This window comes from Pseudenterobacter timonensis (genome assembly GCF_900021175.1).
In the GTDB taxonomy this organism is placed as follows: domain Bacteria; phylum Pseudomonadota; class Gammaproteobacteria; order Enterobacterales; family Enterobacteriaceae; genus Enterobacter; species Enterobacter timonensis.
The window spans coordinates 145,149-157,307 of record NZ_FCOP01000013.1; the positions used below are offsets into that span (position 1 = coordinate 145,149).

Annotated in this window: 11 protein-coding genes and 1 pseudogene; 6 read left to right on the forward strand and 6 right to left on the reverse strand. The window is 57.4% G+C overall.

The genetic code is table 11. The annotated features are described in order from the left end of the window. The first annotated feature begins 137 nt into the window (after positions 1-137). The 4 genes from lolB (at position 138) to dauA (ending at position 4,486) form a co-directional block, all read left to right on the forward strand. Positions 138-746 carry a lipoprotein insertase outer membrane protein LolB gene (lolB, locus tag BN3796_RS16105; protein ID WP_061709380.1) on the forward strand — a complete coding sequence of 203 codons (609 nt, stop codon included), beginning with the start codon at positions 138-140 and terminating at the stop codon, positions 744-746. Further along, on the forward strand, positions 743-1,609 hold the full coding sequence (ispE, locus tag BN3796_RS16110) for a 4-(cytidine 5'-diphospho)-2-C-methyl-D-erythritol kinase (protein WP_061709381.1): 867 nt from the start codon (positions 743-745) through the stop codon (positions 1,607-1,609). The genes lolB and ispE overlap by 4 nt, the downstream gene beginning before the upstream one ends. Before the next feature lie 125 nt (positions 1,610-1,734). After that, positions 1,735-2,682 carry a ribose-phosphate diphosphokinase gene (gene prs / locus BN3796_RS16115; protein ID WP_012017724.1) on the forward strand — a complete coding sequence of 316 codons (948 nt, stop codon included), beginning with the start codon at positions 1,735-1,737 and terminating at the stop codon, positions 2,680-2,682. Positions 2,683-2,806: 124 nt separating this feature from the next. Continuing rightward, positions 2,807-4,486, forward strand: coding sequence for a C4-dicarboxylic acid transporter DauA (gene dauA, locus BN3796_RS16120; RefSeq protein WP_061709382.1), 1,680 nt, complete (start codon positions 2,807-2,809; stop codon positions 4,484-4,486). A 71-nt stretch (positions 4,487-4,557) separates the two neighbouring features. Here dauA and ychH read toward each other — a convergent pair whose 3' ends face one another. Next, positions 4,558-4,833, reverse strand: a complete 276-nt coding sequence (gene ychH / locus BN3796_RS16125; RefSeq protein WP_061709383.1) for a stress-induced protein YchH — start codon at positions 4,831-4,833, stop codon at positions 4,558-4,560. A 275-nt stretch (positions 4,834-5,108) separates the two neighbouring features. On the opposite strand from ychH, the gene pth reads away from it, so the two are divergent. Together pth and ychF are read left to right on the forward strand one after the other, a co-directional pair. After that, positions 5,109-5,693 carry an aminoacyl-tRNA hydrolase gene (gene pth, locus BN3796_RS16130; protein ID WP_061709384.1) on the forward strand — a complete coding sequence of 195 codons (585 nt, stop codon included), beginning with the start codon at positions 5,109-5,111 and terminating at the stop codon, positions 5,691-5,693. Between the two features lie 126 nt (positions 5,694-5,819). Continuing rightward, entirely contained in the window at positions 5,820-6,911 is a 1,092-nt protein-coding gene (gene ychF / locus BN3796_RS16135; RefSeq protein WP_061709385.1) for a redox-regulated ATPase YchF, read from the forward strand. Between the two features lie 112 nt (positions 6,912-7,023). On the opposite strand, the gene BN3796_RS16140 is transcribed toward ychF, so the two are convergent. From BN3796_RS16140 to tssF, 5 genes and pseudogenes are all read right to left on the reverse strand, one after another. Then, the gene (locus BN3796_RS16140) at positions 7,024-8,346 is read right to left on the reverse strand and encodes a VasL domain-containing protein (RefSeq protein ID WP_061709386.1); all 1,323 of its coding nucleotides are present in this window, start codon (positions 8,344-8,346) and stop codon (positions 7,024-7,026) included. A 23-nt stretch (positions 8,347-8,369) separates the two neighbouring features. Continuing rightward, positions 8,370-8,813 (reverse strand): type VI secretion system baseplate subunit TssE, encoded by a 444-nt coding sequence (tssE, locus tag BN3796_RS16145; protein ID WP_061709387.1) that lies wholly within the window; start codon positions 8,811-8,813, stop codon positions 8,370-8,372. 2 nt (positions 8,814-8,815) lie between these two features. Further along, positions 8,816-9,352, reverse strand: a complete 537-nt coding sequence (gene tssJ / locus BN3796_RS16150; protein WP_073885294.1) for a type VI secretion system lipoprotein TssJ — start codon at positions 9,350-9,352, stop codon at positions 8,816-8,818. Beyond that, positions 9,333-10,358: pseudogene (gene tssG, locus BN3796_RS16155) on the reverse strand (type VI secretion system baseplate subunit TssG). Before tssG ends, tssJ begins: the two are co-directional and overlap by 20 nt. 29 nt (positions 10,359-10,387) lie before the next feature. Then, positions 10,388-12,151: a type VI secretion system baseplate subunit TssF gene (gene tssF, locus BN3796_RS16160; protein ID WP_061709389.1), complete on the reverse strand. Its 1,764-nt coding sequence runs from the start codon at positions 12,149-12,151 to the stop codon at positions 10,388-10,390. Positions 12,152-12,159 lie beyond the last annotated feature (8 nt).

Below are 12,159 nucleotides of genomic sequence, written 5' to 3' on the forward strand. Positions count from 1 at the left end.
GAGACACCCCTTTCGGAGTAACAGGCGTTTCCTTGCTAATTAAATGATTTAAGACAACTTGAACGTAGACGCTCTCCCAACCGGGCGCTAGCATTAAGCGATATAACTGCAACGTATCTCAAGGATTAGTCATCATCATGACCCGAATGATTCGCCTGCTGCCGCTGGCCGCCCTGGTACTTACCGCCTGTTCCACCACTCAGCCGCAAGGCCCGGGCAAAAGCCCCGACTCGCCCCAGTGGCGCCAGCATCAGCAGGAGGTGCGTAATCTGAGCCAGTACCAGACGCGCGGCGCGTTTGCCTACCTCTCTGATGAGCAAAAAGTTTACGCCCGCTTCTTCTGGCAGCAAACCGGGCAGGATCGTTATCGCCTCCTGCTGCTGAACCCGCTGGGGAGCACCGAGCTGGAGCTGAATGCTAAACCGGGCGAAGCGCAGATCGTCGACAATAAGGGCCAGCACTATACCGCGACAGACGCCGAGGAGATGATCGGCAAACTGACCGGCATGCCTATCCCGCTCAACAGCCTGCGCCAGTGGATCCTCGGCCTGCCGGGCGATGCCACCGACTACAGACTCGACGATCAATATCGCCTGAGCCAGCTTAACTACACGCAGAACGGCAAAACCTGGAAAGTGGTTTACGGCGGGTATGACAACAGCAAACCGGCTATGCCGTCCAATATGGAGCTGACCGAGGGCAGCCAGCGTATTAAGCTCAAAATGGATAACTGGATCGTCAAATGAGCCAGTGGCCCTCTCCTGCAAAGCTGAACCTGTTTCTCTACATTACCGGGCAACGCGCCGACGGCTACCATACGCTGCAGACGCTGTTTCAGTTTATTGATTATGGCGACACCCTCGACATTACGTTACGCAATGACGGCCAGCTCAACCTGCTGACGCCCGTAGAGGGCGTGGCGAACGAGGATAACCTGATCGTGCGCGCCGCACGCCTGCTGATGAAAGCGGCGGCGGAAAGCGGACGACTGCCTGCGGGCAGCGGCGCGGATATCGCCGTTGAGAAGCGGCTGCCGATGGGCGGCGGCCTTGGCGGCGGCTCCTCTAACGCCGCGACCGTGCTGGTGGCGCTCAATCATCTCTGGGGCTGCGGGCTTTCTCAGGATGAACTTGCCGCCCTCGGCCTGACGCTTGGCGCTGATGTCCCGGTCTTTGTGCGCGGCCACGCCGCCTTCGCTGAAGGGGTGGGAGAGATCCTCTCGCCCGCTAATCCGCCGGAAAAATGGTATCTGGTAGCCCACCCGGGTGTGAGCATCCCGACCCCGGTTATCTTTCGCGATCCCGAATTGCCAAGAAACAGCCCCGTCAGGTCAATAGACACGTTACTAAAATGTGAATTTCACAACGATTGCGAGCTTATCGCAAGAAAACGATTCCGCGAGGTTGATGCGGCGCTTTCCTGGCTGTTAGAATACGCGCCGTCGCGCCTGACAGGGACAGGAGCCTGTGTCTTTGCTGAATTTGACACCGAATCCGCCGCTCGTCAGGTGCTAGAGCAAGCACCAGTTTGGCTGCACGGTTTTGTGGCGCGTGGTATGAATATCTCCCCGCTACAGCAGGCCATTCTGGCGCAGACTGAGTTTCGGTGACAACGTCACCTGTTCCAGACGTTGCATCGCGCTCTTTAATACACCGCCTGGATAGCATTTCGCTTAGGCCCCGCAGTTTGCGGCGAATGCTATCCACCACTGGACGCATGCCTGAGGTTCTTCTCGTGCCTGATATGAAGCTTTTTGCTGGTAACGCCACCCCGGAACTAGCACAACGTATTGCCAACCGCCTGTACACTTCCCTTGGCGACGCCGCCGTAGGCCGCTTTAGCGACGGCGAAGTCAGCGTACAAATCAACGAAAATGTACGCGGTGGTGATATTTTCATCATCCAGTCCACCTGCGCTCCCACCAACGATAACCTGATGGAACTGGTTGTGATGGTCGATGCCCTGCGTCGTGCTTCCGCAGGCCGAATCACCGCCGTTATCCCCTACTTCGGCTATGCACGTCAGGACCGTCGCGTCCGTTCAGCCCGTGTTCCTATCACTGCGAAAGTGGTGGCAGACTTCCTCTCCAGCGTCGGCGTTGACCGCGTTCTGACCGTAGACCTGCACGCAGAGCAGATCCAGGGCTTCTTCGATGTCCCGGTGGATAACGTATTCGGCAGCCCGATTCTGCTGGAAGATATGCTGCAGCTGAATCTGGACAACCCGATTGTGGTTTCCCCGGATATCGGCGGCGTTGTGCGTGCCCGTGCTATCGCAAAACTGCTGAACGATACCGACATGGCGATCATCGACAAACGTCGTCCGCGCGCTAACGTTTCTCAGGTGATGCACATCATCGGTGACGTTGCTGGCCGTGACTGCGTGCTGGTTGACGACATGATCGATACCGGCGGCACCCTGTGCAAAGCGGCGGAAGCGCTGAAAGAGCGCGGCGCCAAGCGCGTATTCGCCTACGCCACCCACCCGATCTTCTCCGGTAACGCGGTGAATAACCTGCGCAACTCCGTGATCGACGAAGTGGTGGTTTGCGATACCATCCCGTTAAGCGAAGAGATCAAAGCGCTGCCGAACGTGCGTACGCTGACCCTGTCAGGCATGCTGGCCGAAGCGATTCGTCGTATCAGCAACGAAGAATCGATCTCTGCGATGTTCGAACACTAATCGAACCCGGTATAAAAACCCGCTGCGGCGGGTTTTTTTGTTTAAAGTTTGTATTTGTATGATTAATGCCTCCTTCACCTGCCATTCATATGACAGATGATGCGCTCACGGATGAAAGACAATTGTGAAAAATATAGCTTCCTCACATGTTCTCCCCTTTCGCGCCCTCATCGACGCTTGCTGGAAAGAAAAATATACCTCGTCACGTTTTATACGCGACCTGATTGCCGGGATTACGGTAGGGATTATCGCCATTCCGCTGGCGATGGCGCTGGCGATTGGCAGCGGTGTGGCGCCACAGTACGGGCTTTATACCTCTGCGGTAGCGGGAATTGTGATCGCCCTGACCGGCGGCTCGCGTTTTAGCGTCTCGGGGCCGACCGCCGCCTTTGTGGTTATCCTCTACCCGGTCTCCCAGCAGTTTGGGCTGGCAGGGCTGCTGGTGGCGACCCTGATGTCCGGTATTTTTCTTATTCTGTTTGGCCTGGCCCGCTTCGGCAGACTAATTGAGTATATTCCCGTCTCCGTGACGCTGGGCTTTACTTCCGGTATCGGCATTACCATCGGCACCATGCAGATCAAGGATTTCCTCGGGCTGCAAATGTCGCACGTCCCGGAACATTATCTGCAAAAAGTCGGCGCGCTGGTGATGGCGCTGCCTACCATTAACCTGGGCGATGCAGCGATTGGTATTGTTACCCTCGGCACGCTGATTGTCTGGCCGCGGCTCGGCATTCGTCTGCCGGGCCATCTCCCTGCGCTGCTGCTCGGCTGCGCGGTGATGGGTATTGTCAATCTGCTGGGCGGTAACGTCGCCACCATTGGTTCGCAGTTCCATTACGTTCTGGCGGACGGCTCCCGCGGCAACGGTATTCCGCAGCTTTTACCGCAGCTGGTGCTGCCGTGGAATCTGCCGGGCTCCCACTTTACCCTGAGCTGGGACTCCCTGCGCGCCCTGCTTCCCGCCGCCTTCTCGATGGCGATGCTTGGCGCTATTGAATCGCTGCTCTGCGCGGTGGTACTGGACGGCATGACCGGCACCCGGCACAAAGCCAACAGCGAGCTGGTCGGCCAGGGGCTGGGTAACATCATCGCCCCCTTCTTTGGCGGCATTACCGCCACGGCGGCTATCGCCCGTTCCGCAGCTAACGTGCGCGCCGGGGCGACCTCTCCCGTTTCAGCGGTTATCCACGCCCTGCTGGTGATCCTGGCGCTGCTGGTGCTGGCACCGCTGCTCTCCTGGCTGCCGCTCTCTGCCATGGCGGCGTTGCTGCTGATGGTGGCATGGAACATGAGCGAAGCGCACAAGGTAGTTAACCTGCTGCGTCGCGCGCCGAAGGATGACATTATTGTCATGCTGCTCTGCATGTCGCTGACGGTACTGTTTGATATGGTGATTGCCATCAGCGTCGGTATCGTGCTGGCGTCGCTGCTCTTTATGCGTCGTATCGCCCGTATGACCCGTCTTGCGGCGGTAAACGTGGAGGTGCCGGAGGATGTGCTGGTGTTACGCGTGATCGGCCCGCTCTTCTTCGCCGCTGCGGAAGGGCTGTTTAACGATCTGGAAGCACGGATCGCGGGCAAACGTATCGTGGTTCTAAAGCTTGATGCGGTACCGGTACTGGATGCCGGCGGGCTGGAGGCATTCCAGCGCTTCGTAAATCGTCTGCCGGAAGGGTGTGAGCTGCGCGTCAGCAACCTGGAGTTCCAGCCGCTGCGCACGATGGCGCGGGCGGGCGTCAAGCCGATTGCGGGCCGCCTCGCCTTTTATCCGAACCGCGACGCGGCGCTGGCTGAACTGTAACAGGCGGGCCGTCAGAGATAAAAAAAACGACTCGCTGGCGAGTCGTTCTTGCGTAAACTTCCCTGCCCGGTTTAGCCGGGCTTGTGCTGGTCCCGGCGGCAGCGTTTATCGTAATGACGCAGCCACCAGTATTTATCACAGACCTGCTCGTGTCCGCTCACGCGCGCGCCGGCCAGCCATAAAATCGCACCAAGGAATATGCTCAGCACCGCACCGTGGGCAAAATATTGCGGCAGGTTAAGTTGAGGAAGCTGGTTTAAAATTGAGTAACCCACTCCGCCAACCATGACGAACAGCCCCAACCCCATTAATATATTACCGAGTAACGAAGCGTTTTTGCGTTTCATATGTCACCTCCGGAATTCTGGGTTGCAGGGAATAATGTCCCTAGTCCTTGTATGTAAAGTATAGACACCACCCTTTCCATGAGTTGCGTCAGCGATCACAATAACGATCAACTTCACCACAAAAATTTACAAATAAGCTGCTGAACTGATTGAAAAACGAATGATTCAAATGAGTAATTATTCAGGTTTACTCATTCATGGCCGCAGAATTTTGTCAACCGCCCCGGCAGACAGTACACTACGCGCCGGATGTTGAACCTTACAGGAATGAAAACGTGACGATTAAGCTGATTGTCGGCCTTGCCAACCCCGGCGCAGAGTACGCCGCCACTCGCCATAACGCGGGCGCCTGGTATGTGGATCTGCTGGCCGAACGATTACGCGCTCCGCTGCGCGAAGAGCCAAAATTCTTTGGTTATACCTCACGCATCAACCTGGCGGGCGCGGATGTACGCCTGCTGGTACCGACTACCTTTATGAACCTGAGCGGAAAAGCGGTGGCGGCGATGGCCACGTTTTATCGTATCAATCCGGATGAGATTCTGGTTGCTCATGACGAACTTGACCTGCCGCCGGGGGTCGCAAAATTTAAGCTTGGCGGTGGGCATGGCGGTCATAACGGTCTGAAGGACATCATCAGCAAACTGGGTAATAACCCTAATTTTCACCGTTTGCGCGTGGGAATTGGCCATCCCGGCGATAAAAACAAAGTTGTCGGTTTTGTGCTGGGTAAGCCCCCGGTTTCTGAACAGAAATTGATTGATGAAGCGGTAGACGAAGCGGCACGCTGCACCGAGATTTGGCTAAAGGATGGGCTCACCAAAGCGACAAATCGTTTGCATGCTTTCCGGGCGCAATAATCGGCGTCTGGCACCATTTTTACCCCGCACGGCACGCCATACGTGTATAATAGGCGTAGTTATTTACTTTTCTTCAGCCAGTTACCGATAACGGGTTGAATATCATGATATTAAGGTGATTTAGAAATGGGATTCAAATGCGGTATCGTTGGTCTGCCAAACGTTGGCAAATCCACCCTGTTCAATGCGCTCACTAAAGCGGGTATTGAAGCGGCGAACTTCCCGTTCTGTACCATTGAGCCGAACACCGGTGTCGTGCCGATGCCCGATCCGCGTCTGGACCAGCTCGCGGAAATTGTGAAGCCGCAGCGCATCCTTCCGACCACCATGGAGTTCGTGGATATCGCAGGTCTCGTGAAAGGCGCCTCCAAAGGCGAAGGGCTGGGCAACCAGTTCCTGACCAACATCCGTGAAACCGAAGCGATCGGTCACGTGGTGCGCTGCTTTGAGAACGACAATATTATCCACGTTGCCGGTAAAGTGAATCCGGCGGAAGATATTGACGTGATTAACACCGAACTGGCGCTGTCGGATCTGGATACCTGTGAACGCGCCATCCACCGTATCTCCAAGAAGGCGAAAGGCGGCGATAAAGACGCCAAAGCCGAGCTGGCCGTACTGGAAAAATGTCTGCCACAGCTGGAAAACGCCGGTATGCTGCGCTCTCTCGATCTGACCAAAGATGAGAAAGAGCTGATCCGCTACCTGAGCTTCCTGACCCTGAAGCCGACCATGTATATCGCTAACGTGAACGAGGATGGTTTTGAAAATAACCCATACCTTGATCAGGTACGTGCTATCGCCGAGAAAGAAGGGTCCGTTGTGGTTCCGGTATGTGCGGCGGTAGAAGCGGATATCGCTGAGCTCGACGACGAAGAGCGCGATGAGTTTATGGCCGAGCTGGGTCTGGAAGAGCCGGGTCTGAACCGCGTGATCCGCGCCGGCTATGCGCTGCTGAATCTGCAGACCTACTTCACCGCTGGCGTGAAAGAAGTCCGCGCATGGACCATCCCGGTTGGCGCGACGGCGCCGCAGGCAGCGGGTAAAATCCATACCGATTTTGAAAAAGGCTTTATCCGCGCGCAGACCATCGCCTTTGAAGATTTCATCGCCTACAAAGGTGAACAGGGCGCTAAAGAAGCGGGCAAAATGCGCGCTGAAGGTAAAGATTACATCGTTAAAGATGGCGATGTGATGAACTTCCTGTTCAACGTCTGACGGTTTTTTGAGAACCAGTCGGTTCTCAAAAAACTTTTTAAAATCCACGCTCAGGCGTGGATTTTTGTTTTTAGATCAATCGTCGCGAACGCTCCGGACAGAATCGCTGAGCCTACTCCTTTTCTCTGTTTTGTTTCAGCATGGCATAACGGGTAATCAGCTGCGTCAGATGTTGTTCTGTCTGGCTCTGCAACGCGGCCGGCCAGGGCTGGCCTTGCGGGATCGTTGTCAGCAGACGTAGCTGCTCCTCTGCAGGCATTGCCCGATTAAACGCCTGGGTCATAGTGAAAATCGCCGATTTCAGTTCGCTTACGGTCATATATTTCCCTTTCTGCTCATCCAGCGCATTCAGTCTTTCCGTCAGCTTCTGCAACTGCAGCATCCCCTGATGCCAGTCGGACATACTCCCGACCGGCAGCGATGCAGCCGTTATCTGCTGCTGCCACCGCTGTGCCAGCGGTTGCGCCTGATCCGGCCATAGCACGGATGCCTGCCGCACCAGGCTGTCGCCATAGCTTATTACCCACCCCGGTTTTAGCTGCGCAAGCTGCGCTAATTGCCGTTGCGTTTGCTCTATGCCGCGTTCAGGCGAGGGAGATTTTTCTCGCAGCAGGGTCAGTTGCTCAGCAGAAAGCGCGGCGGGAAGCGGAGCGAGCGAGGCGGTAAGCTGCGCCTGCTGCGGGTCCGGGTGATGCGTCGCCTGCCATCCCCCGACAGTCGCCCCGGACAGCGCCAGCATGGTCAGCATTCCGGCGACAAATGGCTTCCAGGGTTTCGTGGATGCAGGCGATGTCCTCACCTCTGGATCCGACGATGATTCAGGCTGTACTACATAAACCCGCTTATGGTGCTCTGCCGGTTCAATCGCGCTGGCGGGAATAATGACTTCGTCAGGTACGGCGTGAGCCCTGTCGCTGTTTTCCAGGCGTACCGCGGCGTTATGTATCTGGGTACGCAGGGCGTCGAGCTGGCTGGCATGCTTCAGCTCCAGACGCTGCAGCGCCTCCCCCAGCGCCCTGAGATGCTCGTCCGCCTGATAGAGCTGACTCAGGTCGCTATATGTCAGGGTCAGGGTGCGTATCAGCTGCTGCAGCCGTTTGCTGAGCGCGCAGAGTATCTCCATGCGCGCATGAACCGGCTGCGGCCAGATATTGCCCCATTGTCGGGTGACAAGTGCCCCCACTATCGCCAGCCCTTCGTTCATGCCATACAGGCCAGCCAGATGGGTACGGGCGAGCGTGTACCAGGCGGCGGTCTGTAGTTCCACGCCGTTGTGCTCAAAGAGCGACAGGCAGAGCGTTTCCACATATTGCCAGTTGACGTCCGGGCGCGCCGGATGAGTCAGCTTGTTCATTTCATCGCGCAGGGCGGCGTAATCCGCCAGCTTACGCGGGTCGCCGCCGGTATTGAGGTGGCGTTCAGAATAGATATTCATGATGGTTTCAGCCAGGATGAGCGCTATATCGCGGAACGGGCGTCGAGATACTGCTGCTGTTTGAGATGACGAATAAGCACCCTGCCCTCGGGCATAAATTCAGTGCCGTAACGCACCAGCCCGACGCCTTTCAGCTCAGCATCAATGGCGTAGCGCAGTTCACCGGGCTGCGACTGCTCCAGCATCACTACCGTGATTTTACTCAGCCGCGGCTCATACTTCAGCAGCACCGCCGAAAGCGTGGAGATCAACTGATGCGCGGAGCCAGGCATTCCCTGGAGGATTTTCGTCATATCCGGCAGACCGTAATCCGGCAGGTGGGCGAGCGTACCGGCGCGGCAGTTGAGAATGCGCTGCATATTATCCAGTACGGAAAGAATGACCTGATTTTCTTCACTGACATGGTGCAGGTCGAGACCGCCGGCGAAATTGCCGAACAGGGTTTCATACAGGGATGGTCGCGGCATGATCACCCCTCCTTAAGCGGCTGCAGCGTCAGCCGGTTATGGCTGGCTTCGATGATGCGCGGCCGGTCCGGATCAAGGTCGTCACGGGTGAGTACCAGACGCCAGGTATCGTTCGTCTGGTCCGGCGTCATAAACATCCCCGCCACCGCCACATACTGCGCCTTCTCCTCCAGCGGCATATCCAGCGCTATCGATTCGCCCGGGCGCAGGCGGATATCCTTTTCCGCCACCAGGTCAGCTTTTATGGCCTGGCTATCGTCCGCAAACAGAGACGGATAATCGGTACTGTCGAAGGCCTTACGATCCTTTAGCTGGTATATACGCACTACCGTCGCCAGCGACGCCCCTTTCGCGTTGTTATTCACTCCCTCCCGGGCGCGAATATCCAGATGCACGGTTTTCACCTGTTTATAAAAAATGGACTTCGCCACAGAGACGGTCCCCTCCTTCACGCTCTGCGTCAGTCCGCAGCCGGTTAAGGCCACGCCCAGGCTCATTGCCAGAAGTATGCCGGTGGTTTTACCAGCGGTAGTCGCCATTTTCATCGCTCTCCCTTCGGTGAATATTTTCCTGAACGCGCTGATAACGGCCCAGATGAATAGTGATTGTGTCGTTTCTGATTGCCTGCGGATTAAGCGGTCGCAGCACCGCGGTGCGCCCGAGGCGGACGGCCTGATTTTCGCCACACGCCAGCTGCGCGTCCGGCAGCAGATGTCTCGCCACACACAGTTGCAGCCGCACATCCAGGTGTGGCCCCAGGTAGACATGCAACAGCGCCATCAGGTCGCCATACAGTTCGCCACCTGGCAGCCAGCCACGGACTTCCTCAGGATTACCGGTAGTCAGTCGCAGCAGCACCCGGCCGTTAACATCCGTACCGTGAGCCCCCATCACCGGGCGCTATCGCAGGCTGACCGGATGCTGCACGCTCATCGCCAGCGCATTTTTCAGCGGAACGCGGCAGCGGTCATGGTGGTAAACCTGCGCATGCGTATCGGGCGCCAGCAGACGCACCAGCGCCGCCATTCCCTCTGCCGTACGCCCCGGCAGCATCATAACCGGCAGAAGCGCAAGAAAACGGCACAACGGCGTCGCGGTGTTTTCTGAACAACCGCCAATCCCCAGCCCCGCCAGCCCGAGCAGATATTGCGAGGTATTGTCGCGACCGCCCGCTTCATAGGTTGCAGGATATGAATACTTACGCCAGATACGGTAATACTGGGTAATCAGCCGATGGTTGAAGATATCAAGGAAATCCCGGGCGGCCTCATAGCCCTCCCGACGCTGGGCAATATCATCGATATAGTGCGTCGGCAGCGGCGACTCCACGCCGTACAATCCCATAAAGGTGACGTGCACCGACGGAGGCAGATGCGTGTGTTCCGGCTCCGGGTCACACATCCCACGGATTTCGCTGGCCGGAAAGCCCATTCCCTGATGAGGTCGAAAACGCACCGGTTCAAGGCCGACCCGCCAGTCACTGCCAGGCACCGGCGCATCCGGCTGGATCTGCTCCAGCAGACGGCAGAAACGGTAAAAGTTCATGTAGGGCAGCTGATGCCGTACCTGCTTCATCAGCCGGGCAGGCGCGGACTGTGATTCTCTTTCCAACGGATACACTTCCCTTCTGGCTGAACAATCAGCGTGAGCTGGTTAAACTGGTTCATATCGGCATAGAGGGCGAAAAAGCGGTTCAGCAGTTCGCCAAACAGATGGACATCGCCTTCGCCGGTAAAACCACTGCCGTCGAGCGTCACCTCAATATCCAGCCCGCGCAGCAGAAAACCCGCTTCAAAACGCTGAATACGGTGGTGCCTGACCTCCCGGATAGCGTCGAGACGGCGGTTGTTTAGCTCGTCCTCCCGCCAGTTATAGAGTGACAGCGTGCCGCGCAGCACGTCGGCGCTGCTCATCATACTGAGAAAACGCGTGCCAAGATGGCTCATCACCCGCCAGTGAAAACGGTCCTCCGCAGGCGGATAGACCGGTAGCGTCGGCTTGCAGAGATTGCGGACGGTCAGCTCCGTTCCTGTTACCTGCTCGCAGCGGTCCAGCAGCGTGCTCTGCAGCGCCCGGCGCGGCAGTTGCCCGTTGGTGCCGGTGATACGCAGCGACACCGTTTCCCGCTCAGGCACCCGGTCAGCCTCCCCCTCTCCACCGCCCAGGATCAGCCAGGTGTCGTGCATGCCGGAAACACCCCGCTTTACGCGGGTGTGGTAATAACGTTCCGGCGCATGGCGGCGCATCATCCCGCCCTGATGGCGAAAGCTGGTGAACGGCAAGTAACGCGCATCGCCGGTCCGTCCGGAGCCCGTTACGCTGTCGACCGAGTAGATCTCGGTATGCCCGTCCTGAAGGCGTTTCGGACGCAGCAGGTATTCGCTCTCCAGCCCACTGATGGATAGCGGGTCAGCCTCGAGCGTAAACAGGTTAATCACCGGCACACAGTGCAGACGCAGCGCATCGCCGGTGACCGGTAAATCGCTCTGCCACACCTGGCTGAACACGACCTCTATATCAAAATGCGCTATACCCGGCGGCAGCGTGATGCAGTCCAGGCCGTTAAGATGCACGAACATAAATTTTTCACGGAATGTGAAATACTCCAGCAAAAGCTGGTAACCGCTAAAGGCGCTCTCCCCCTTCGGCCAGAGACAGTCCTCTTCGCTAAAACCGCCCGGCGAGAAATAGCCCTCAAGGCGTATCCGGTCAGTTTGTCCCGGCAGGCGCAGGTACAGGGCAGCCTGCCGTTTTGTCAGCCACAGATGCAGGGCGCTGCCCGTGACGGCATCATTCCCCAGGTACAGGGGAAGATGACACATGTTTACCTGTGACCAGTCCGCCTGCGGGCTGCAGGCAAAACGTATGCGCAGCGCTGAACGCCCGTCCGGCTCTGCCGTCATCGTTACCTCTGCCACCGCCAGCGGATTCAGCGCCATGTCACGGGTGGTGCGGTATCGGCAGAGCGTGTTTTTCGGTCCCACCGGGCGGGAATAGACCTCCAGTCCGGCGGGCACCACTTCGCTCATTTTCATTGACGGAATGTCAGGGCTGAATGCCACCACCGACAGCGACGGAATGGTGCGCATATAGTGCGGCCACAACATGCTCACCAGCCCTTCCGTCAATTCCGGCAGATCATCATCGATTTTCTCGCGCAGACGGCCGACCGAAAAGGCAAAGCCTTCAAACAGGCGCTCGACGTACGGGTCCGGCGTACCGGCTTTGTCCAGGTCGAGCATCGCCGCCCGATCGGGGTGGGTCTGTGCGAACTCTTTTGCCGCCTCGCGCAGGTAGCGCATTTCGGCGTCAAAATAACGCAGGGTTAAATCATCCATTTTGTTCT

Excerpts from the sequence above, each read along its gene's own strand:
- lolB (WP_061709380.1), top strand. The coding sequence starts at position 138 with ATGACCCGAATGATTCGCCTGCTGCCGCTGGCCGCCCTGGTACTTACC.
- ychF (WP_061709385.1), top strand. The coding sequence starts at position 5,820 with ATGGGATTCAAATGCGGTATCGTTGGTCTGCCAAACGTTGGCAAATCC.
- tssJ (WP_073885294.1), bottom strand. The coding sequence starts at position 9,352 with ATGGCGACTACCGCTGGTAAAACCACCGGCATACTTCTGGCAATGAGC.
- tssE (WP_061709387.1), bottom strand. The coding sequence starts at position 8,813 with ATGCCGCGACCATCCCTGTATGAAACCCTGTTCGGCAATTTCGCCGGC.
- BN3796_RS16140 (WP_061709386.1), bottom strand. The coding sequence starts at position 8,346 with ATGAATATCTATTCTGAACGCCACCTCAATACCGGCGGCGACCCGCGT.
- ispE (WP_061709381.1), top strand. The coding sequence starts at position 743 with ATGAGCCAGTGGCCCTCTCCTGCAAAGCTGAACCTGTTTCTCTACATT.
- ychH (WP_061709383.1), bottom strand. The coding sequence starts at position 4,833 with ATGAAACGCAAAAACGCTTCGTTACTCGGTAATATATTAATGGGGTTG.
- tssF (WP_061709389.1), bottom strand. The coding sequence starts at position 12,151 with ATGGATGATTTAACCCTGCGTTATTTTGACGCCGAAATGCGCTACCTG.